This window comes from Bradyrhizobium sp. AUGA SZCCT0105, from assembly GCF_018129565.1.
Lineage (GTDB): Bacteria > Pseudomonadota > Alphaproteobacteria > Rhizobiales > Xanthobacteraceae > Bradyrhizobium.
Genome location: NZ_JAFCMK010000007.1, coordinates 109,292 through 130,857, shown reverse-complemented (window position 1 = coordinate 130,857; position 21,566 = coordinate 109,292). Strand labels below are relative to the sequence as shown.

Genomic DNA, 21,566 nt, shown 5'->3' with positions numbered 1-21,566 from the left:
ATTGTTGCGCGACGCTGGGGCCACAGCCCTCTTCAACAACACGACCCTGTGGTTATGGGTCCTGGCCTTCGCCAGGACGACAGTCGTGTGTGGTACCCGCACTGTCATCGCCCGGCCTCGACCGGGCGATCCAGTACGCCCCGGCTTCTCGGCTCAAGCCCTGGCGTCTCTGGAATACTGGATCACCCCGCATGCGCGGGTGATGACACCGAGTAGCTGTTTGACAGGTGAATCGGAATCGCCCCGTCGTTCCCGCACGGTGGCCTCGCCGTCGTGACCGGAGCAGGGCGCATCACGACTGACGCACGCCAACGCGCACGCCGGCCATTGTCAGATGGCCGCGCGGGTCAGCAATGCTGCGGAGATTGTGCGCCCTCGCGTCGAGGCGCGGCAGCGCGCCTAGTGGTCTGTCTTCGGTGTCTTGGCTGCGAAGTCGAGGCCGAGCCGAAGGGCGCGTTCCTGGCGCTCTTCCGTCAGGAACTGCAGCTCCCGTTCCAGCGACCGCGCCACCTCGTCCTGCGTTTCCTTGGAGTGGCGGCGGGAGCCGCCTTGCGGTTTGGCCGATTGGGCAGTCACGGGAGAATCCCTGTCATCGCAGTGTCACAGGCCCTGATGCCACGGCCGGAGTCCGGCGGACAATCAAAAAGAATTCAGCGGGGTCCCTTTGGAATGTTTGTTGTGCATCTGACTCAAATTTAAGCAGGAAATTCTCCCGGCCTTGTCGCGAACGCCGAAGCCGTAGACCCGCGGTCTCATCAATTCGGATGAGACGGCCCGGTTCCCACGAAATCATTTCTGGATTCGCACGAAGACGTCCCGAAACCGACAAGGTCTAACCTTAGTAGCGTTGTGAAGGACGGGTGTCTGGTGAGACGCTGACGATTGAGGTCGTGAGATTCTCGACCGAGGTTGTAAGGTTCGTCGGTGCACCTGAGACGTTGGGGATGATCTCGGAAATGAACAAGCCGAATGCTGTGCCATATGTCTGGGCGGCCGCGCTGATCGCGGTCGTGGTCTGGGGCGTGGGCGGCACCCCGCAGATGGCACATACCTCTGCCAGCAGCACGCATCTGGCCCGGGCGCGCTAGCGCGATTTCAAGCGAAGCGGCTTCCGGCTCGCGTCAAGGCAACGCGTCTCCACAAAAGCCTAAAGCTTCGGCCGCAGCGAGCGCTGCATGTCCATCGTGTAGGTGTAGCGCCCTTCCGGGTGCGTGGTGATGGTGACCTCGAACAGTTCCTCGCGCAGGCCGAAGTAGCGGCGTACCACGGTGAGCGCCGGCGATCCGGTCTTGACGCCGAGTGCCTTGGCGATCGGCGCCGGCATGCCCCGCACGAAGATTTCCATCTGCGCGCGCTCGGTGACCTGGCCATACATCTTGGCGATCTGCTCATGCACCGGAGTGCGGCCGTGGTCGGGCCGCGTCACGACATCGGCGAACCGGCGCAGCACGTAGATCTCGGTCCAGCCGAGCGGTGCTGCGAACTGGTCGGAGCGGCGCACGGCCTCGATCAGGAACCAGCTCTTGCCGGGCTCGCATTTCAGGAGCGCAGCCAGCTTGCGGTCGGCGACGATGTCGCTGCTGCCAACCACGTCGCGGTAGGTCTCGTTGGAATAGCGCAGCCACTCGCCGAGCGACTTGACGCTGTGGGTGAACAGCACCGGCGGCTCGGAGGCGATCACCACCGAACCGAGGCCGGCGCGGCGCACGATCAGGCCCTGGTCGATCAGGATGCGCAGCGCCTCGCGCACGGTCTGGCGGCTTGCCTGATAGCTCGCCATCAACTCGGTTTCGGTCGGCAGCAGATTGCCGACCGCGTAGGTGCCGAGACGGATGTCCTTCTGCAGCCCGGTGGCGATGTCGCGGTAGCGGGACGATCTCGCCCTCTCCGGTTGTTCAGACATGGCGGATCACTGGTATGCCGTATGGCAGGCAACCGGATGTCCAGACTGCATCGACTGCAACGCGGCCTCGAACGCGGCGAGCGTAGCCAGCACATCTGCTTCGGGCGCCGGGAACGGCAGCTTGCGTTCGACCGCGTCGGCAAAGGCGGCAAGTTCCGCGGTGAGCGTGTTGACCGCCGGATAGCGCGTCGTCGCAGGCGCCTCGCCGGATTTCCGTAGCACCATCGTCCCCTCGTCGAGCACCTCTGCGGATCCCTTCGTCCCGAACACATGCACGCGCCAATAGAACGGTGTTGCGCGGACCGTAGCAAGGGTTGCACTCACGCCATTCACAAATTCAATCGCTAAAGTTGCAGTGTCGAGCGGCGGCGGTCCGGGCTCGCGTTCACTCAACCGGGCATAAACCTGTCGGGCAGGACCAAGGAGGCTGACGAAGCCGTCGAGCACATGCAGCCCGGCGCCGGTCAGCCCGCCGCCCGGCGACTCCGCGGGCGACAGCCGCCAGCCCTGCGTGATGCCTTGCGAGTTCTCGTTGCTGTTGTGGCCCTCGACATGCAGGATCGTGCCGAGCTCGCCGCTGGCGACAATCGCGCGCAGCGCCTGCATCGACGGCCAGAACCGGCGGTTATGTCCGACCGCGAGCAGCACGCCGGCGTTGTGGCAGGCCGCGAACATCTCGGCCGCATCGCGACGTTTGAGCGCCAGCGGCTTCTCGCAAAACACCTGCTTACCGGCCGCGGCGGCCGCGATCACCTGGCTCCTGTGCAGCGAATGCGGTGTTGCCAGCAGCACGGCATCGATGTCGGGCTCGGCCAGCACGGCCTCGAGGCTGGCCGCGGGGGACAGACCGTGCGCTGCGCAAAAGCTCGCGGCGGCGCTCATGTCGGGTTCCACCGCGCGGACGATCCGCAGCCGCGGCTCGCCCTGCGCAGCCTCGACCAGTGCGCGGCCCCATCGTCCGAGGCCCGCGATCGCACAGTTGATCATGTGTGTTTCCTGTCCTGATCGCGTCCGGCTCGGATCGCCTCGATGACCGCGGCGCTGTCGCTGTCCGGGCCTTGAAGCGCGATCGCCTTGCGCAGCAGCTCGGCCTGTATCGAGGTCAGCGGCAGAGGCAGGCCGTGCCGGCCGGCTTCCTTCAGGATCAGTTCGGCGTCCTTCAGGGTCTGTGCGATATGCGATTGCGGCGCGAAATCCCGCGCCAGCATCTTCGGTCCCTTGCTGTCCATCACGGCGGAATATGCCGCCGATTGCCGTGCCGTCGCAAGGAACGTCGCGCCGTCGAGGCCGAGGCTCTCGGCAAAGGCGATGCCTTCGGCGAGCGCGGCGCGGTTGTTCTGCAGGATCAGGTTGATGGCGAGCTTGGTGCGGCTGGCATTGCCGATCGCGCCGACATTGATCCGTTGCGGGCAGAGGATGTCGAGCGTCGCCGCGGCGGCTGCGATCACGTCGCGATCGCCGGCGACCAGCGCGGTGGCCGTCCCCGCGCGGACCTCGGCGCTGGTGCCGGAGATCGGCGCTTCGATGAAGGAGAGGCGCGAGCGCGCGGCGAATTCGGCAATCGTCGTGATCTCGCCCGGCGCGCAGGTCGTGGCGCAGATCACGAGCGGCGGCGGCTCGGCGTTCGCAAGGTCCGGCAGCAAGCCCGTGACCTGGGTCGCGTCGTACACCGCAATGACGATGGTCCGGCACCGCGCTGCCACATCGGCGGCGAAGGCCGCGAACTCGGCGCCGCTGGCCCGCAACCCATCCGTCTTCGCGGCATCGATGTCGAAGCCGATTACGCCTAAGCCGACATCGATCAGCCGCGCGGAAAGCGCCGATCCCATCAGGCCCAGGCCAATCATGCCGACAGGTGTCTCGCGAGCCATGATGCAATGCCGCTTCGCGCTATTGCGGCTGGATGCCGGCCGCCTTCACCTCGGCCGACCAGCGCACGACCTCGCTCTTGACGAAGGCGCCGAACTCGGCCGGCGCCAGCGGCGCCACCATCACGCCGACATCGGCGAGCTTCTTCCTGGTCTCCGGCATCGCGAGGTACTTTGCGCACTCGGCGTAGATCTTGTTGACCACCGGTTCCGGCGTCCCGGCGGGCGCGAACAGCCCGTACCAGATGGTGGCCTCGAAGCCCGGCATCGCTTCGGAGAGCGCGGGCAGGCCGGGCGTCAGCTCGTTGCGGGTCGCCGATGTCACGGCGATGCCGCGCAAGGTGCCGCCCTGCATCTGCGGGATCGCGACCGAGAAGTCGCCGAAGGTCAGGTCGATGACCCCCGCCATCACGTCGGTCATCGCTTGCGGCACGCCGCGGTAGGACGCCGCGATCAGCGACAGGCCGCCGCGCGACTGCAGCTGCGCGATCGAGATCTGCGATGCGCCGGAGCCGTAGCCGGCAGTCAGATTGGCGGTGGCCTTGGCGTAGCTGAGGAACTGCGGCAGGTCCTTGGCCGCGAGCTTGGGGTTGACCAAAAGCACCATCGCCGTGGTGGTGGTGCGGATCACCGGCGCGAAATCCTTCACCGGGTCGTAGGGCAGGCTCTTGAGCGTCGCGACGTTGCTCGCATGGGTGGTGTTGGTGCCCATCAACAGCGTGTAGCCGTCGGGCGCGCTGCGAGCGACTTCCTGGGCGCCGATGCTGCCGAGCGCGCCGGCGCGGTTCTCGATCAGCACGGTCTGGCCGAACGCGTCCTGCAGATGCTGGCCGACCAGCCGCGCGACGTTGTCGGGCCCGGCGCCGGCCGGGAAAGGCACGATGATCTTGATTGGCCGTAGCGGGAAATCGTCCGCCGCGAAAGCCGGCAGGGCCGGAAGCACAGCGAGCAGGACGACGAGTAGCCCCAGCCGTAACTTCATCCCGGTCCCCTCCGCCTCTGCTTTTGGCAAATTTATACGGACAAATAGCTCGGAAAGGCAAGCATCAAGCCTATCCGAATATTGAGGTGCGGCATATTTATCCGTATAAATAGCCCATACAGGGGAGCCAGACGACGATGGTGGACACCAGCGATCTCCATGCCCGCGGACTGCGCCGGCGCCAGAAGATGTTCGGCGAGGTCGATGTCGCCAAGCGGATGGCGGCCGCCGGCGATTTTGGCACGCCGCTGCAAAACATCATCAATGCTTACGTCTATGGCGACGTCTGGGAGCGCAGCGGGCTGTCCGACCAGATCCGCAGCCTCGTGATGCTCGGCATCACCGCGGCGAGCAGCAAGCCGACCGAGTTCCGCGTCCATGCCAAGGGCGCGCTGGCCAATGGCTGCACCGCCGCGCAGGTGCAGGACGTGCTGCTGCTGGTCGCGATGTATTGCGGCATTCCGGCCGCGATCGAGACCAGCAAGATCGCAGCCGAGGTGTTCGGCGAGGCGCCGGCGGAGGGGTAGGGCGCGGGCCTGCGCCGTGATAGGGACGTTGCCGACTGCGAACGGCAACAGGATTTGCCCATGTCCGCCTTCCCGACCTCGACCACCGTGCTCGATTCCGTGCTGTTTCGCGATGCCTTCGGCACAAGCGCGATGCGTGAGGTGTTTTCCGACCTGCGGCTGCTCCAGCGCTATGCCGAGGTCGAAGTTGCGCTCGCCAAGGCCGAAGCGCGCTGCGGCGTGATCCCTGCGGAAGCGGCCGAGGAGATCGCAAGGCGCACCGATGTCGCCGCGTTCGATTTCGATCTGCTGCGGCAGGAAACCGATGTGGTCGGCTATCCGATCCTGCCGCTGGTGCATCAGATGGCGAAGCAGTGCGGCGAAGCCGGCCGCTATGTCCATTGGGGCGCCACCACGCAGGACATCATGGACACCGCTGTGGTGCTGCAACTGCGCGATGGCCTGACAATCATCGAGGACGACATCGCCGCGCTGCGCGGCATCCTCGCCGATCTTTCGAAGAAATACCGCGACACGCCGATGGCCGGCCGCACCCATCTGCAGCAGGCGCTGCCGGTGACCTTCGGCTACAAGACCGCGATCTGGCTCGCCGCCTTCGATCGCCACGCCGCGCGGCTGGCGGAGCTGAAGCCGCGCGTGCTGGTCGGCCAGTTCGCCGGCGCCGCCGGCACGCTGGCCTCGCTGGGCGACATGGGCTTCGAGGTCCAGCAGGCGCTGTGCGAGGAACTCGGCCTCGGCGTGCCTATCTCCACCTGGCATGTCGCGCGCGACGGTCTGGCGGAAGCGGTGAACTTCCTCGCGCTGGTGACGGGAACGCTCGGCAAGATCGCACTCGACGTCATGATCATGGCGTCGACCGAGTTCGGCGAAGTCTACGAACCCTTCGTGAAGGGACGCGGCGCCTCCTCGACCATGCCGCAGAAGCGCAACCCGATCTCGTCGGAGCTGATGCTTGCCGCTTCCAAGGCGGTGCGCCAGCATGCAGGGTTGATGCTGGACGCGATGGTGCAGGATTTCGAACGCGCCACCGGCCCGTGGCACGCCGAATGGATGGCGATCCCGGAGAGTTTCGTACTGACCGCCGGCGCCCTGCACCAGGCCAGGTTCGCGCTTGGCGGCCTGATCGTCGACGAGAAGCGGATGGCCGGCAATCTCGACATCAGCCGCGGGCTGATCGTCGCTGAAGCCGTGATGATGGGCCTCGCGCCCGCGATCGGCCGGCAGGAGGCGCATGATGTGGTCTACGACGCCTGCCGTGTCGCCAACGACAGGGGCCTGACGCTGGCCGAGGCGCTGGCAGCGGATGATCGCGTCGCGAGCCGGATCGACCGGGCGACGATCGACCGCCTCACCGCGCCGAAAAACTATCTCGGCCTCGCGCCCGAGATGGTCGACCGGGTGCTGGCGTCTGTGAAGCGGTAAAATTCGCGGCAATTGCTCGCCGTCGCGTGATCGGGTGCGGCGGGCGGGAACCTTGCGAATGCGGATCGAATTGGACTACGAATCCTTTAAAGCCCTCAAACGACATGGCCGGACACTTCATGACTGCACACCAACGCAACCTTTCCGCCTCGATCGATCCTGTCAAACTCGATCGGCTCGCCGAAGTCGCGATCAAGGTCGGCCTGCAACTGCAGCCGGGGCAGGATCTGCTGCTGACGGCGCCTGCGGCGGCAATGCCGCTGGTGCGGCGGGTCGTTGAGCATGCCTACAAGGCCGGCGCGGGTCTCGTGACCCCGTTCTTCTCGGACGAAGAGCTCACGCTGGCGCGCTACCGCTACGCCAACGATGCGAGCTTCGATCGTGCCGCGAGCTGGCTCTACGAGGGCATGGCGAAGGCGTTCGGCGCCAACACGGCGCGGCTTGCGATCGTCGGCGACAATCCGATGCTGCTGTCGGGCGAAGACCCGACCAAGGTGGCACGCGCCAGCAAGGCGAATTCGATCGCCTACCAGCCGGCGCTGCAGAAGATCGTCAATTTCGACACCAACTGGAACATCATCGCCTATCCGAGCACGTCCTGGGCGAAGCAGGTATTCCCCGATGATGCCGAGGACGTCGCGGTGGCGAAACTCGCGGACGCGATCTTCTCCGCGTCCCGGGTCGATCAGGACGGCGCCGTCGCCAACTGGGAACAGCACAATGCCAGGCTGCGCGAGCGTACCGAATGGCTGAACGGCCAGCGCTTCCACGCGCTGAAATATTCCGGTCCCGGCATGGACCTCACCATCGGCCTTGCCGATGGTCATGAATGGGAAGGCGGCGCGTCGACCGCCAAGAACGGCATTGTCTGCAATGCCAACATTCCGACCGAAGAGGTGTTTACGACGCCGCACTGCCGCCGCGTCAGCGGCCACGTCGTCAGCTCCAAGCCGCTGTCCTATCAGGGCACGCTGATCGACAACATTTCGGTCAAGTTCGAGGACGGCCGCATCGTCGAGGCCAAGGCCTCGCGCGGCGAGGAAGTGTTGAACAAGGTGCTCGACACCGACGAGGGCGCACGCCGCCTCGGCGAGGTCGCGCTGGTGCCGCATTCCTCGCCGATCTCGAAGAGCGGGCTGTTGTTCTTCAACACGCTGTTCGACGAGAATGCCGCCTCGCACATCGCGCTCGGCCAGTGCTACTCGAAATGCTTCGTTAACGGCGACAAGCTGACGCCGCAGCAGATCGCCGAGCAGGGCGGTAACAAGAGCCTGATCCATATCGACTGGATGATCGGCTCCGCCCACACCGACATCGACGGCATCCACGCCGACGGCCGCAGCGTGCCGGTGTTCCGCAAGGGCGAGTGGGCGTAGCAGCCGCTAACCACTCAGTCCCGTCATCCTGAGGTGCGAACGAAGTGAGCCTCGAAGGATGCACGGCCCGGATATCGCGGTGCGGAGAGACCTCGGCCGTTCGCCCTTCGAGGCTCGCTTCGCTCACACCTCAGGGTGACGGGGAAAAATTAGTGTGCTCGAACCATTACAAAAGGCCGGCTAGTGGAATCGCAGCTCACGCGCGGCGAGCAATTCGCCTCGCGGTGCGCTGAAGCGGCAGGTCTCGTGCTGGGGCCGGAAGCCGAGCCGGCGGTAGATCTTCAGCGCGGGTGCGTTGCGGCTCGAGACGTTGAGCCAGCAGGGATGTTCGACCGACACGTCGTGTGCGGCCAGCACGCGATAGACCAGCAGCTGGCCGAGCCCGCGTCCCTGCCGTGCCGGGTCGACGGCGACCGACTCGATCCACATCGAGTTCCGCTCCGGCTCGGTCAGGCAGAAGCCCGACATCTGGCCATCTTCCGACGCGATCCAGACTTCGCTCTCGGTCAGGACCTGCGCCATCTCCTCCGGCGAATACCGGCGGAACGCGGAGTCCGAGGCATAGGCGGCGTTGTGGAGGCGCGCCACCTCGCCGGCGCAGGCGGTGACGTCGCTGACCTGTTCGATGGTGGCGCGGGCCGCCGCGAGCGTGCGCGCCGGCTGCAACGGCTCGACGCATTTCATCCCGATTTCGGACTCGACATGAACAAAGCCGAAAGCGGCCACGAACGCCATTCCCGCCGGCCAATCGCTGCTCACCAGCGTCTGGACGGTGAGATCGGGATCGGTGTCGATCGCAAGCACGTCGTCGAACAGCGCGAGGCCAATCCGCCGGCGCCGGACCTCAGGCGCGACGACGATCTTGAGGAACCGGGAATGATGCGCGCCCTGATCGCGCAACGATGACTCAGCGAGGCCAAGGAGTCGGCCGTTCCGCTCGGCAATGCGGAAGTCGCGGCCGCCACGGTTCTGCGGCAGTTTCAGGAACTGATCCCACTGCGGCAGCGTGACAGGGCCCAGCCGCGGTTCCACCGCAGCCGCCTTTGCGTAGAGTTCGACCACCGCTTCTGCATCAGCCTCACGAAGCGGCCGGATGGTGATGCTGTCATCCATGAGTCGCAAGTTTACCCGATATCGAGCCGATAGACATCCTTTGCCGTCTGCAAGAACAACGCCGTCTTCTCGGCTTCGCTATATTGTGATGCAAGTCGTTTAAAGGTGTTGAAGATCACCTGATAGCTGCACTGTCCCTTATCAGGTGGGAAGTTGCTTTCGAACATGCAACGGCTCGGGCCGAACGCCTCGATGCAGGTCTCCACATAGGGCCGCCAGGCGGCGGCGAGTTCCTCCGACGACGGCGGCCTGGGGCGGAGGTGGAAGTCGTAGCCGAGCAGGCACATCGCCAGCCCGCCGAGCTTGACCACGACGTTCGGGCATTTGGCGATCTCCTGGATCGACGCCTTCCAGACCGGAAAGGTCTCCTCGCGCTTGCCGGCGAAACGGCCGGTGCCGACCGGACCGCCGCAATGGTCGAGCACGATCCGGGTGTCGGGAAAGGCGCGGGCGAGGTCGGTCAGCTGGCCGATCTGCGGGTGGAACAGCCAGGCATCGAAGCTGAGGCCGAGCGGCGCCAGGCAGGCGAACCCCCTACGAAAGGTGGAATCGAGCAAAATCCCCTTCGGCCGGTTCGCATACATGTGGGCGACGTTGGGGTCCTCGTCCCAGGCCGAGGAGTGGCGAATGCCGCGGAACCGGCCGTTGCCGGCTGATATCTCCGCCTCCAGCACCGCTTTGGCCTGGTCGCCGATCAGAAGGTTAACGTGGCTGACGATGCCGGCGCAGATCGCCGCCTTGCCATAGCCGCCGCTCGCCGCCATCGCCGCGACGCCGTTGGCGAACTCGACCTCGCCGACCGGCCGGAACGCCTCCGGCCCGTCGGCGCGATACATCGACCGGCAGTCGACATAGACGGTCGCCACGATGTTGTGGCCCGAGGCGATGTCGTCGCGCATCTCCTCGATCAGATAGCGCAAGCCCCCGCGGTCCCAGAGATGATGGTGCGGATCGACGATCGGCCTGTTGGGATCGATGATCTCCTCGGTGTATTGGGCGAGCCAGTCTTCGCGCGGATTGGCATAGAGCCCGCTCGCAGAGGCGGGCAGAGTGCTGGCCATGGATGATACTCCCTGTTCTTGCTCTTGTCGGCCGCCGATCCGGTGTCGGCTGCAGGGAGGATAACGAGCCGCGCGCGAACAGGTCAAATGCGCAGGCGTGGCGCCTCGTGCCCCGTCACCATCCACGCCACGCCGGCGCCAGCGAACTGGACGAGGCTTCCGGCGATCATCGTGAGCAGCAGGCCGTGGCTGCCGCCGCCGGTTGCCGCGTAGCACGCGCCGAGCACCGCAACCCCGATCGTCGCGCCGCTGATCCGGGCCACGTTGATCAGCGCCGCAGCCGTACCGGCCCGCGCGGCGGCGACGTCGCCGACCGCCATCGCCGAGAGCGGCCCGGCCGCGAGGCCGAGCCCGAGGCCGGTGATGGCCAGTCCGAACTCGGCCAGGGCGATGTCCGGTCGCAGGCCACCAAGGCCAATCATCAGGAGGCCGACACCCATCAGCGTCACGCCGCCCGAGGTGGCCGCGCGCAGCCCGAGCTTTTCCGACAGCATGCCGGAGAACGGTGAGACCATCACGAAGACCAGCGACATCGGCAGCAGCGCGGCGGCGCTTGCCGCGGCATCGAGCCGTCCGCTCGACTGCCACGCCAGCGGCAGCACGAAGACCATGCCGTACCCGCCGAATGTCATGCCCGTGGTGGCGATCATGGCGGCGCGGAACCGGCGTGCGCTGAGGATATCCGGCGACAGCAGCGCCTCCGAGCCCTTTCTCCTTTCGACCGCGATCAACAGGGTCGCTGAAAGCGCAGCAACGAGCAGCGCGGCGGTCATCGCGCCCGGCGCCGATTGTGCGCCGATGGCGGCATAGGTCAGGCTTCCAAGCGCCAATGCACCGCAGAGCTGGGCCGGAATGTCGACCGCGCGCCGCTGCGGGTTCACCGATTCCGGGATCGTCGACCCAGCCATCAGTACGACGAGCAGGCCGAACGGCACGATCACCAGGAAGATGCTGCGCCAGCCCAACCATGGGATCAGCAGCCCGCCAAGGCTCGGTCCCAGTGCCATGGCGACGCCGTTGCAGGCGGCCCAGATACCAAGCGCACGGGCGCGCTCCTCCGGCCGGTCCCAGACCACCCGGATGATCGCAAGCGAGCCGGAATCATCAGCGCGCCGCCGGCGCCGGTGAGGGCGCGACCGCCGATCAGCACCAGCGCGGACGGCGCGGCCGCGCACAGCAGCGACGCGAAAGTGAAGATCAGAGCGCCGCAGATCAGGATTCGGCGCCGGCCATATCTGTCCGCGAGCATTCCGCCGGTCAGCAGCGAGACCGCGTAGACCAGATTGTAGCTGTCGACGATCCATTGCAGCTCATCGACACCCGCACCGAAATGATTACCGATCGCGCGCGCGCCGAGATTGACGATGAACGTATCGATATGCGCGATCGTGACGGCGAGGCACAGCGTCAGCAGCGTCAGCCGCTGCGATGCGCGCATGGCAAAGGGTTTACGCCGAAGCATATCGTCCATCGCGGATACTGCTATTCGATGTCGGGTTGGGCGTTCAGGCCCTGGTGGCGGACCGCTTGGCGCGGGCGCGCTGCTGTGGCGAGACCTTGGGCCGCGTGCCTGCCGCGACCCACTCGTCGTAGAACTCGATCTTGGCGTCGACCAGCGCGAGCGCTTCGGTCCATTTGGCGATCATGGCCCGGACGCGGAGCTGGTGCTCGGCGAGCAGCGCGCGGCGCTTGCGCAAGGTCGCGCTGCCCTGCTTCACGAGCGTGGTATAGTCGCGAAGCTGCTTGATCGACATCCCGGTCAAGCGCAGCCGCTCCATCAGATCGAGCCAGCCGATGTGATAGTCGTTGTAGACGCGGCGGCGGCCGCGGTCTCTGACGACGCCGGGCATCAGGCCCTGCGCTTCATACCAGCGGATGGTATGCACGCTTCGGCCGGAGCGCCGCGCGATGTCGCCGATGTAGAGTGCGTTCGGCGTCGCCTGCAAATTGGGTGTCCGGGCGTCCATCACAGATAGACCGCCTTCATCGCGCCGGCCGGATAGCGCTCACCTGCCGCGGCGCCGGCCGGGATGGCTGCTGAGATCCGTGCCAGCTCGTCCGGCGAAAGCACCACGTCGAGGGCGTCGATGTTCTCGTCCAGCCGGCTACGCTGCTTGGTGCCGGGAATCGGCACGACGTCCTGTCCCTGCGCCAGCAGCCAGGCGAGCACGAGCTGAGCCGGTGTGCAATTCTTCTCGCGTGCGATCGTCACGATGCCGCTGACGAGATCGCGGTTGCGGGCAAAATTATCGCCGGCGAAGCGCGGATGGTCGCCGCGGCGATCGCCCGCGATGTCGGCCTGCGACTGGATCTGGCCGGTCAGGAAGCCGCGGCCGAGCGGCGAATAGGCGACGAAGGCGATGCCGAGCGCCCGCGTCGTCTGCAGGGTCTCCTCGGCCTCGCTGCGGTACAGCAGGGAATATTCGGTCTGCACCGCGGCCAGTCTGTGCACCTTGTGCGCGCGGCGAATGGTTTCAGGGCGCGCCTCGCACAGGCCGAGATGGCGAACCTTGCCTTGCTCGACGAGGCGCGCCATCGCGCCGACCGTATCCTCGATCGGAACGTTCGGATCGATGCGGTGCTGGTAGTAGAGATCGATAGTTTCGATGTTGAGCCGCTTCAGGCTCGCCTCGCAGGCTCCTTGGACATAAGCGGGCCGTCCGTCCACGCCCTGTCCGGTCGCGGTCTTCACCTGACCGAATTTGGTCGCGATCACGACCCTGTCGCGCAGGCCCTTCAGCGCGCGGCCCAGCAATTCCTCGTTGTGGCCCCAGCCATAGAGATCGGCGCTGTCGAGGAAGTCGATGCCGCGGTCGATGGCGTAGCGGATGAAGTCGGGCGTCGCCGTATCGTCGTTGGCGCCGTAGACGCCGGACAGCGACATGCAGCCGAGCCCGACGGCGGAAACCTGCGGGCCGTCATTGCCGAGTCTGCGGTGCGGGAGCTTGCTTGAAGGTGTCATGCGATTGGTCCTCGTGGCCGGGTGTTGCCGGACAATCCCGAGTGAACAAGCTAGAGTATACTCTAGGTCAAGCGCGAAAGTGCCGGCGCACGAAATCGTGTCAGGGGCAGTCGGGCGCCTTACACGCCGTCGAGGATGATCACCGTTGGGGTCGCCGGCAGCGTGTCGCGCGAAATCCGCAAGGTGCGCTCACCGCCGCGGCGGTCGATCTCGAATTGCTGGCCGATCAGGCGCATGAACTCGTCGAGCGGGGTGGCGAACCGGTGCATCGGCAGCACGACGGCGGCGCGCAACCGCTTGGTGATCTCGGAGATGCCGTCGAGCGACATCGTATAGGTGCCGTCGATCGGCACCATCACGATGTCGAGCCGGCCGATCGCCGCGAAATGGCTGTCGTCGAGCTTGACGTGGAGGTGGCCGAGATGGCCGATGCAGAGGCCGGCGACCTCGAAGATGAAGATCGAGTTGCCGTCCTTGATCATCTCGCCGCCGGAGTCCTCGCCCCAATAGCGGCGGATGTCGGTGGTGACGTTGCGGATATAGACGTCGCCGATCCGCATCCCGTAATGCGCGGCCTGGCCCTTCTCGCCCCAGCCATGCAGCACGTGCGGAATCCCGGGGTCGGGAAACAGCGTATAATGCGTCGCGTGGGCCCGGTTCATGGTGGCGATGTCGGGCAGCCGCCCGGTCTGATAGACGCCGTTGTAATCGGTCGCGATCCTGATGCCGCCGGGCGTGTCGATGTAATAGGTCGAATGGCCGGCATAGGTGATCGCGACCTCGTCGGCTTTGGCCGCGATGCGCCGGTAGTTCACCGGGACGGCGCGGGGCGGCGCATTGGCCATCGCCAGGCACTCGCTGCGCTGGGCATCCTGCGCCAGGGTGTGGCTGGTGAACGTTCCCAGCAAGACGAGCGCGGCGAGCAATCTCAGCATGACCTGTTCCGCCTTCGGCGATATCCGCCGGCATCAGATTATCGCGCAATTGGCGTGCCGTCATGATGAGGCGGGCGCATCGCTCCATGGCGTAGGCTGCAATACGATCCGGGCGATTATTTCATTGGCAGGCGCTATCATGCCGCGCAGATCAGCGATCAGGGAGTTCTGCGTGACTGACAATAGCTCCGCGCCGCGCGCATCATCCACCAAACGGCTCGAGCCATTGCGCCATGTCGACGCAGGCGTGCTCGACATCGCCTATTATGAGGCTGGCCCGGCCGATGGTCCCGCCGTCATGCTGATGCACGGCTTTCCCTACGACATCCATTCCTATGTGGACGTCGCTCCGCTGCTGGCGGCGCAGGGCTGCCGGGTCATCGTGCCCTATCTGCGTGGCTACGGCCCGACGGCGTTCCGCGACAAGGCGACGCCGCGCTCGGGCGAGCAGGCGGCGGTCGGGGCCGACCTGATCGCGCTGATGGATGCGCTCGGCATCAAGCGCGCGGTGGTCGCCGGCTATGACTGGGGCGGCCGCGCCGCCTCGATCGGTGCGGCGCTGTGGCCGGGGCGCTGCATCGGGCTCGTCTGCACCAACGGCTACATGATCCAGGACATCGCGCATGCGATGGTGCCGGCGCGCCCGGAGCGCGAGGTGCCGCTGTGGTATCAGTACTACTTCCAGCTCGAGCGCGGTCGCGCCGGGCTTGCCGCCAACCGGCGCGGCATCGCCAGGATATTGTGGTCGCAATGGTCGCCGAGCTGGGTATTGGACGATGCGTGCTTCGAGCGGACCGCGGTCGCATTCGACAATCCCGATTATGTCGACGTCGTGATCCACAGCTACCGGCATCGCTACGGCGTTGTCGCCGGGGATCCGCAATATGCGGATTTGCAGCGGCGGCTGGACGCGCTGCCGGTCATTACGGTCCCCACCATCACGCTCGACGGTGCCGATGACGGGGTGACGCCTGCGCGCGACGGCAGCGCCAGCGCGGCAAGATACGCCGCCCGCCGGGCGCATCGCGTGATCCCGGGCGCCGGACACAATCTGCCGCAGGAAGCGCCGGAGGCGTTCGCCGCGGCGGTGATGGAGCTGGTGAAGGGTTAACGTGGTTCCTACCCACGCCGCGGGCTGATCTTCCAGGCGATGGCGAGTGTCAGCAGCGTCAGAATGCCGCTGACGAGCGCGGCCGTCGGGATCGTCAGGGCCAGCGCTGCGGTTGCGGCCCAGCCGATCGAGGAGAAGGCTTCCGCGAAGGTGGCGATGCGGGAGGAGGTCTGGCGCCGGCGGAACTGGCTGCGCTTGGCCTGCGCGCGGAACCAGAGCTGGACCGCGGCGGCGGATGCGGTCGCGATGACGATCGCGATCGCCGTCACCACGGCCTGCCCCGGCGAGGCGAACGCCAGCGCGGCCACCAGCGGCGCGAAAACCGCGGCGATCGCAAGCAGGACGACCTCGACCTTGGCGCGGATCACACGCGACGGCGGCAGCGGCGCCGTCGCCACCAGATCGGGCGCGTCTTCGCCCGAGATGGTCAGCCACGCCAGTCCGCCGGCGAGCTGGCCTGCGGCCATCACGATGACAGGCGTGATCAGCACGATCGCGGTCGACGTACCGGAGAAACTTCGCCACAGCATCAGCGCCGGCGGCACCAAATAGAGCATCTGCATCAGGCTCTGCGACAGCAGCCACGGATCGCGGCGCAGCAGCAGGACTTCCTTGCGCCGCAGCGCCTGCTGCCGCGAGCCGGTCCGGAACGCGCGGGCCCGTCCCTGCGTGACCGCAGCCGGATTGGCGGCAACGCGCGCGACGGTGTCGGCAAACCGCGGCGCGAACACCGCCATCACGACGCCGAGCAGCACGAGCGCGGTGGCGAGCAGCAGCATCATGATGTCGACATCGCCGAGCGACGCGCGGGCCGGCCACCAGACGAGGCTGTCGGGGGCCGGGGCAATGCGTGCCGCGGTCTCCGAGGTCAGAAAGGCAAAGCGCGACAGCGTGCCGTAGGACAGCACGGCGACGACCTGCAACGCGATGACGAAGCCGGCGCCGATGACGGCGGAGACGATCTGTGCCACCAGCCGCGTCCGGCCCGGTCCGATCAGGCGAAACAGTAACGCGGTGACGGCGATCGCCGCGGCCGCCGCCGACAGCCCGATCGCAAGGACGACGCCGAAGCCGGCAAGCCAGCGTGCACCGCCGAGATACACCAGTACGTCGATGAACGGCGTCGACAGCAAGAGCGCCATGCTGCTCACGGTCAGCGCGATCGCGGCGATCCGGATCGAGAAGATGTTGGTGAGTTTTGCCGGCGACGACATGATCAGATCGAGATCGGCGCGGGCGTAGAACACCCGTGTCACCGACTCGATCGCCTGCGAGAGCATCAGCGCCCAGGACAGGAAGATCGTCGCGGTCAGTACGATCAGCGAGGACGGATCGAGCGGAAACCGCAGGTCGACATAGCGGGCGACCACGGCATAGGCCGGCAGATGCAGGATCGCCGCGAAGATCAGCAGGCCGATCACGGCGCGATTGCGCCGGCGCCGGCCGCCGGTCATCATCGCCAGCCATTCGCGCCACGCCAGGCGGAATTCGTGGCGGGCGAACCAGGTGAGATGGGCGGTCGAGCTCACGCGGCGGCCGCCTCGGTATCGACCAGCGCGATGAACATGTCCTCGAGGGTGGTGTCGTTGCGGCCGTTCTGCTCGCGCAGCTCGGCCAGCGTGCCCTCGGCGATCAGCCTGCCGGCCGCGATCACGCCGATCCGGTCGGCCATGCGCTCGGCGACCTCGAGAATGTGGGTGGTCATGATCACGGTGCAGCCGGCGCGGACGCGCTCCTGCAACAGCCCCTTGACGTGACGCGCCGACAGCGCATCGAGGCCGGTCAGCGGCTCATCGAGAATGATCAGGCGGGGATCGTGCACCAGCGCACCGGCGAGCGCCACCTTCTGGCGCATGCCCTTGGAGAAGCCTTCGCAGCGCGCGTTGAGATGGGGCTCGAGCCCGAGCGACCCCAGGAGATCGCGCGCCGACTTCTCCGACGTGCGGGGATCGATGCCCCACAGGCCGGCGACGAATTCGAGATATTCGAGCGGCGTCAGCTTGTCGTAGATCATCGGCTCGTCGGACACCCAGGCCATGATCTGCTTGGCTGAGACCGGGTCGGCCAGTGCATCGATGCCGAGGATCGACACCGAGCCGGCATCGGGCCGCAATAGCCCCGCCACCATGCGCAACGTCGTGGTCTTGCCGGCGCCGTTCGGCCCGAGCAGCGCATAGAATTCACCGACACGGACGGTGAGATCGAGCGCGTCGACCGCCGGGCGGTCAAAACGCTTGGTTAACCCTCGCACGGCGAGTGCGGACAGTTCCGAAGTCATGGTGCGTTGGCGATCCGGGAGTTCGCTCGTCGGTTGCGCAAGCTTGGACAAAAACCGTTTCGGTGCAGTGAATCGCACGGGGCAAATCGAACGCGATATCCGTATTAGTCCGTGCTGCGGCATATCTCCGCAAATGTGATGATACAGCCGGATCAGCGGTTTGTTGACAGGGATCGGGCCTTTTGGCTCAATCCGAGCGGACATAGGCAGCTTTCAGCGCTTCCGACACAAGGGCGTGAAGGCGGGATGCAACGAGCGATCGGGAAGAATCGCCGGGCATCGGGGAGGGAACGATGCTGGACTTTGTTCAGCAGCTCGTCAGCGGCATCGCGCTCGGCTGCGTTTACGGCCTGATCGCGCTCGGCTTCGTGCTGGTCTACAAGGCAACCGAGGTCGTCAATTTCGCGCAAGGCGATTTGATGATGCTGGGCGGCTTTTTCGCCTTCACCTTCATCGGCATGCTCGGACTGAATTACTGGGTCGGCTTCGCCGGCGCGGTGATCTGCATGGCGCTGTTCGGCATGCTGGCCGAGCGGGTCGTGGTGCGGCCGATCCTCGGCTATCCGCAGTTCTCCATCATCATGGCGACGATCGGGCTCGGCTATTTCCTGCGCTCGGTCTCCGGCATGATCTGGGGCACCGACGACTTCAAGATCGAAACGCCGTTCAGCCAGGGCGTCCTGAGGATCGGCAGCCTGGTGCTCGCGTATGACAAATTGTCGGTGATCGCGGCGACCATCATCCTGTGCGCGCTGCTGTATCTGTTCTTCAACCGCACCACGCTCGGCACCGCGATGCGCGCCAGCTCCGAGAATATGCTGGCTGCCTATTACATGGGCATCCCGGTCAAGCGTGTGGTCTCGATCGTCTGGGCGATCTCGGCGGCGGTGGCGACCTGCGCTGGCGTGCTGCTGGCGCCGATCACCTTCATCCATTCCAATGTCGGCCTGGTGTTGGGGCTGAAGGCGTTTCCGGCCGCCGTGCTCGGCGGTTTCGGCTCGATCCCGGGTGCCGTGGTCGGCGGCGTGCTGATCGGCGTGATCGAGAGCATGGCCGGTTTCTATCTGCCGCAGGGATGGAAGGACGTCGCGCCCTACATCGTGCTGCTCGCGGTGCTGCTGCTCAAGCCCGAGGGCCTGTTCGGCCTTCACGTCCGCAAGAAGGTTTGAGGAGTAACGCATGCGGTTTCTCTTCAAGACCGACTACGAAGACGACATCAGGCTGTTCCCGCATTCGGGCTATATCTATTCCTACGGCCTGCTGCTGGCGGTGCTGCTGATCGCGCCCTACGTGCTCTCAAGCTATCTGATGAGCCAGCTCGTCTTCGTCTGCATCTATGCGACCGTCGGCGTCGGACTATTGATCCTGACCGGCTTCACCGGACAGGCCTCGCTCGGCCATGCCGCGTTTCTGGCGATCGGTGCCTACACCGCGGCCTATCTGCAGCAATTCAGCGTGCCGTTTCCGGTCTATTTCCTCGCCGCGGGGCTGTTGACCGGCGTGGTCGGCGCGCTGGTCGGATTTCCGGCGCTGCGGCTGCAGGGCATCTATCTCGTGATCGCGACGATCTCGTTTGCCTTCATCGTCGAGGAAATCCTGGCGCGCTGGGAAAGCGTGACCCACGGCAATGAGGGCATGCGGGTCAAGACCATTCAGCTGCTTGGCACCACGGTGTCGCGCGACGGCCCGACCTTCTACTATCTGTGTCTCGCGGTGCTGGTGCTGACCATCGTCGGCACGCTCAACCTGCTGCGCTCGCCGACCGGGCGCGCCTTTGTCGCGATCCGCGACAGCGAGACCGCGGCGCGCAGCATGGGCATCAACGTCGCGCTCTACAAGGTGAAGTCGTTCGCGATCTCGGCGGCCATCACCGGCTTTGCCGGCGTGCTGTTCGCCCACAAGCTGTCCTTCATCTCGCCCGAGATGTTCACTTTGCAGCTCTCGATCGAGTTTATCATCGTGATCCTGATCGGCGGCACCTTCAGCCTGCACGGCGCGGTGCTGGGCGCGATCTTCCTGGTCATGATCGATCCGTTCCTGACCTATCTGAAGGACGACATGCCCGGCGTGATCAGCGGCGTCGCTGCCACGCTCGGCGCCGGCGCGGAACGCGTGGGCCACATCCAGGATGCGGTCGCGGCGTTTGCCTCGGCCAACGGGCTGAAGGGCGCGATCTACGGCATCATCATCGTGGTGTTCGTGTTGTTCGAGCCACTCGGACTCTATGGCCGCTGGCTCAAGATCAAGCTCTTCTTCCAGCTGTTCCCGCTGTACAAGCGCGCGACCTTCAAGCGGCAGAAGATCTACGTGAAATCGGAGCGGAACCGATGAGCTATTTCCGCGCCGAGAACCTGTCCCTGCATTTCGGCGGCCTCAAGGCCGTCGATGCGGTCAGCTTCGCGGTCGAGAAGGGCGAGATCCTCTCGATCATCGGGCCCAATGGCGCCGGCAAGAGCTCGATCTTCAACCTGATCTCGCGGATCTATCCGCCGACCTCGGGCAAGATCTTCTTCGAGGATCAGGACATCACCCAGCAGCCGGCCTACGACATCGCGAAGCTCGGCATCGCGCGGACCTTCCAGAACATCGAGCTGTTCGAGAATGCCACTGTGCTGAGCAACCTCCTGGTCGGCCGGCATCGCCATTCCACCACCCAGCTGTGGCAGGAGCTCTTGTTCCTGCCGAGCGTCCGCGCCGGCGAGAAGGCGCATCGCCGCCGGGTCGAGCAGGTGATCGAATTCCTCGATCTCGAGCCTTATCGCGACAAGCTGATCTCGGGACTGCCTTATGGCGTGCGCAAGGTGATCGAGCTGGCGCGCGCGCTGTGCTCGGAGCCGAAGCTGATCCTGCTCGACGAGCCGTCGTCCGGCCTCAACGTCGAGGAGACCGGCGACATGTCGTTCTGGATCCGCGACATGAAGAGCGAGCTCGGCATCACGGTCTTGATGGTCGAGCACGACATGACGCTGGTCAACCGGGTCTCCGACCGTGTCATCGCGCTGAACTACGGCCGCGTGCTGGCGATGGGGTCGCCGTCCGAGGTGCAGCACCATCCCGATGTCGTCGCAGCATATCTCGGCGCATGAGGATGATGCCATGAGCGCAGCAGACATCATCCTGAAACTCTCCAACATCGAGAGCTATTACGGGCCGATCATGGCGATCCGCGGCATCAGCCTCGAGGTGCCGCGCGGCCGGATCGTGACGCTGCTCGGTGCCAACGGCGCCGGCAAGACCACGGTGCTGAAGACGATCTCCGGCATCCTCGATCCGCAGAAAGGGTCGATCGAATTCCTGGGCAAGCCGATCCAGCGCATGGAGGCCGACCGGATTGTGCGGCTCGGCCTCAGCCACGTGCCGGAGGGACGCGAGGTGTTTCCGTTCCTGTCGGTGCGCGAGAACCTGATGATGGGCGCCTATCTGCGCAAGGACCGCGACGGTGTGGCGCAGGACCTCGAACGCGTCTACGGCTATTTTCCACGGCTGAAGGAGCGGCTCGGCCAGCCGGCCGGACAGCTTTCGGGCGGCGAGCAGCAGATGCTTGCGATCGGGCGGGCGCTGATGAACCGGCCGACGCTGCTGCTGCTGGACGAGCCGTCGCTCGGGCTGTCGCCGATCCTGGTGAAGGAGATCTTCACCATCATCCGCCGCGTCAATGAGGAGCAGGGCATGTCGATCCTGCTGGTCGAGCAGAATGCCAAGATCGCGCTGGAGACGGCGCATTACGGCTATGTGCTGGAGATCGGCCGCGTCGTCATGAACGACACCTGTGAAAGGCTGTTGAATTCGCCCGATATCCAGGAGTTTTACCTCGGCGCCAAGGAAGCGGGCGCGCGGGGCGAGCGGCGCTGGAAAAAGAAGAAGACGTGGCGCTGAGAAGGTCGGCGTTGGCGAAGGTTGGCGTCGACTAAAGTTGGCCGAGGAAGGTTTGGCGCTGAGAGCCAGTTGGAGCTAGATTTCAGGCCTGCTTCGCGAACAAGACCGGCATTCGAGCCGGCGGGTGAGGCAAGCGGCAGAGGAGGGAGCGC

Annotated in this window: 21 protein-coding genes and 1 pseudogene; 9 read left to right on the top strand and 13 right to left on the bottom strand. The window is 65.7% G+C overall.

The features are described 5' to 3' along the window. Positions 1–399: 399 nt before the first annotated feature. Positions 400–576, bottom strand: a complete 177-nt coding sequence (locus JQ573_RS29575) for a hypothetical protein (RefSeq protein WP_212311811.1) — start codon at positions 574–576, stop codon at positions 400–402. A gap of 284 nt (positions 577–860) precedes the next feature. On the opposite strand from JQ573_RS29575, the gene JQ573_RS29570 reads away from it, so the two are divergent. Continuing rightward, entirely contained in the window at positions 861–1,088 is a 228-nt protein-coding gene (locus tag JQ573_RS29570; protein WP_212408769.1) for a hypothetical protein, read from the top strand. 59 nt (positions 1,089–1,147) lie between these two features. On the opposite strand, the gene JQ573_RS29565 is transcribed toward JQ573_RS29570, so the two are convergent. From JQ573_RS29565 to JQ573_RS29550, 4 genes are read right to left on the bottom strand one after another with little or no spacing between them, the layout of a single operon-like run. Beyond that, positions 1,148–1,903, bottom strand: a complete 756-nt coding sequence (locus tag JQ573_RS29565) for a GntR family transcriptional regulator (protein WP_212311809.1) — start codon at positions 1,901–1,903, stop codon at positions 1,148–1,150. A gap of 6 nt (positions 1,904–1,909) precedes the next feature. After that, positions 1,910–2,890: a Gfo/Idh/MocA family protein gene (locus JQ573_RS29560; protein ID WP_212311808.1), complete on the bottom strand. Its 981-nt coding sequence runs from the start codon at positions 2,888–2,890 to the stop codon at positions 1,910–1,912. Next, positions 2,887–3,774: an NAD(P)-dependent oxidoreductase gene (locus tag JQ573_RS29555; RefSeq protein WP_212311807.1), complete on the bottom strand. Its 888-nt coding sequence runs from the start codon at positions 3,772–3,774 to the stop codon at positions 2,887–2,889. Before JQ573_RS29555 ends, JQ573_RS29560 begins: the two co-directional genes overlap by 4 nt. A gap of 19 nt (positions 3,775–3,793) precedes the next feature. Next, complete coding sequence (locus tag JQ573_RS29550) at positions 3,794–4,753, bottom strand: tripartite tricarboxylate transporter substrate binding protein (protein WP_212311806.1); 960 nt, start codon at positions 4,751–4,753, stop codon at positions 3,794–3,796. A gap of 137 nt (positions 4,754–4,890) precedes the next feature. On the opposite strand from JQ573_RS29550, the gene JQ573_RS29545 reads away from it, so the two are divergent. The 3 genes from JQ573_RS29545 (at position 4,891) to JQ573_RS29535 (ending at position 8,078) form a co-directional block, all read left to right on the top strand. Continuing rightward, on the top strand, positions 4,891–5,280 hold the full coding sequence (locus JQ573_RS29545) for a carboxymuconolactone decarboxylase family protein (RefSeq protein ID WP_097670965.1): 390 nt from the start codon (positions 4,891–4,893) through the stop codon (positions 5,278–5,280). Positions 5,281–5,340: 60 nt separating this feature from the next. Then, entirely contained in the window at positions 5,341–6,702 is a 1,362-nt protein-coding gene (pcaB, locus tag JQ573_RS29540; protein ID WP_212311805.1) for a 3-carboxy-cis,cis-muconate cycloisomerase, read from the top strand. Positions 6,703–6,821: 119 nt separating this feature from the next. Continuing rightward, on the top strand, positions 6,822–8,078 hold the full coding sequence (locus JQ573_RS29535) for an aminopeptidase (RefSeq protein ID WP_212311804.1): 1,257 nt from the start codon (positions 6,822–6,824) through the stop codon (positions 8,076–8,078). Positions 8,079–8,258: 180 nt separating this feature from the next. On the opposite strand, the gene JQ573_RS29530 is transcribed toward JQ573_RS29535, so the two are convergent. From JQ573_RS29530 to JQ573_RS29500, 6 genes and pseudogenes are all read right to left on the bottom strand, one after another. Continuing rightward, positions 8,259–9,191 carry a GNAT family N-acetyltransferase gene (locus tag JQ573_RS29530; RefSeq protein ID WP_212311803.1) on the bottom strand — a complete coding sequence of 311 codons (933 nt, stop codon included), beginning with the start codon at positions 9,189–9,191 and terminating at the stop codon, positions 8,259–8,261. Positions 9,192–9,202: 11 nt separating this feature from the next. After that, positions 9,203–10,252 (bottom strand): amidohydrolase, encoded by a 1,050-nt coding sequence (locus tag JQ573_RS29525; RefSeq protein ID WP_212311802.1) that lies wholly within the window; start codon positions 10,250–10,252, stop codon positions 9,203–9,205. Positions 10,253–10,335: 83 nt separating this feature from the next. After that, a pseudogene (locus JQ573_RS29520) lies at positions 10,336–11,690 on the bottom strand (MFS transporter). A 67-nt stretch (positions 11,691–11,757) separates the two neighbouring features. Then, the gene (locus tag JQ573_RS29510) at positions 11,758–12,219 is read right to left on the bottom strand and encodes a MerR family transcriptional regulator (protein WP_212311799.1); all 462 of its coding nucleotides are present in this window, start codon (positions 12,217–12,219) and stop codon (positions 11,758–11,760) included. Continuing rightward, complete coding sequence (locus tag JQ573_RS29505; RefSeq protein ID WP_212311798.1) at positions 12,219–13,214, bottom strand: aldo/keto reductase; 996 nt, start codon at positions 13,212–13,214, stop codon at positions 12,219–12,221. The genes JQ573_RS29510 and JQ573_RS29505 overlap by 1 nt, the downstream gene beginning before the upstream one ends. Before the next feature lie 119 nt (positions 13,215–13,333). After that, positions 13,334–14,149, bottom strand: coding sequence for an MBL fold metallo-hydrolase (locus JQ573_RS29500; protein WP_212311797.1), 816 nt, complete (start codon positions 14,147–14,149; stop codon positions 13,334–13,336). A 226-nt stretch (positions 14,150–14,375) separates the two neighbouring features. Between JQ573_RS29500 and JQ573_RS29495 the strand changes: the two genes are divergently transcribed. After that, positions 14,376–15,260, top strand: a complete 885-nt coding sequence (locus tag JQ573_RS29495; RefSeq protein WP_249132539.1) for an alpha/beta fold hydrolase — start codon at positions 14,376–14,378, stop codon at positions 15,258–15,260. 8 nt (positions 15,261–15,268) lie between these two features. On the opposite strand, the gene JQ573_RS29490 is transcribed toward JQ573_RS29495, so the two are convergent. Both JQ573_RS29490 and JQ573_RS29485 read right to left on the bottom strand, forming a co-directional pair. Beyond that, positions 15,269–16,789: a permease gene (locus JQ573_RS29490; RefSeq protein WP_212311795.1), complete on the bottom strand. Its 1,521-nt coding sequence runs from the start codon at positions 16,787–16,789 to the stop codon at positions 15,269–15,271. After that, entirely contained in the window at positions 16,786–17,538 is a 753-nt protein-coding gene (locus JQ573_RS29485; protein ID WP_212311794.1) for an ABC transporter ATP-binding protein, read from the bottom strand. Before JQ573_RS29485 ends, JQ573_RS29490 begins: the two co-directional genes overlap by 4 nt. 293 nt (positions 17,539–17,831) lie before the next feature. Here JQ573_RS29485 and JQ573_RS29480 point away from each other — a divergent pair, with 293 nt between their 5' ends. Genes JQ573_RS29480 through JQ573_RS29465 form a run of 4 tightly spaced genes read left to right on the top strand, consistent with a single transcriptional unit; the run spans position 17,832 to position 21,414 of the window. Next, positions 17,832–18,707: a branched-chain amino acid ABC transporter permease gene (locus JQ573_RS29480; RefSeq protein ID WP_212311793.1), complete on the top strand. Its 876-nt coding sequence runs from the start codon at positions 17,832–17,834 to the stop codon at positions 18,705–18,707. 10 nt (positions 18,708–18,717) lie between these two features. Continuing rightward, complete coding sequence (locus JQ573_RS29475; RefSeq protein ID WP_212311792.1) at positions 18,718–19,869, top strand: branched-chain amino acid ABC transporter permease; 1,152 nt, start codon at positions 18,718–18,720, stop codon at positions 19,867–19,869. Further along, positions 19,866–20,624: an ABC transporter ATP-binding protein gene (locus JQ573_RS29470; protein WP_212311791.1), complete on the top strand. Its 759-nt coding sequence runs from the start codon at positions 19,866–19,868 to the stop codon at positions 20,622–20,624. Before JQ573_RS29475 ends, JQ573_RS29470 begins: the two co-directional genes overlap by 4 nt. Positions 20,625–20,634: 10 nt before the next feature. Then, positions 20,635–21,414 (top strand): ABC transporter ATP-binding protein, encoded by a 780-nt coding sequence (locus tag JQ573_RS29465; protein ID WP_173640269.1) that lies wholly within the window; start codon positions 20,635–20,637, stop codon positions 21,412–21,414. Positions 21,415–21,566: the final 152 nt, after the last annotated feature.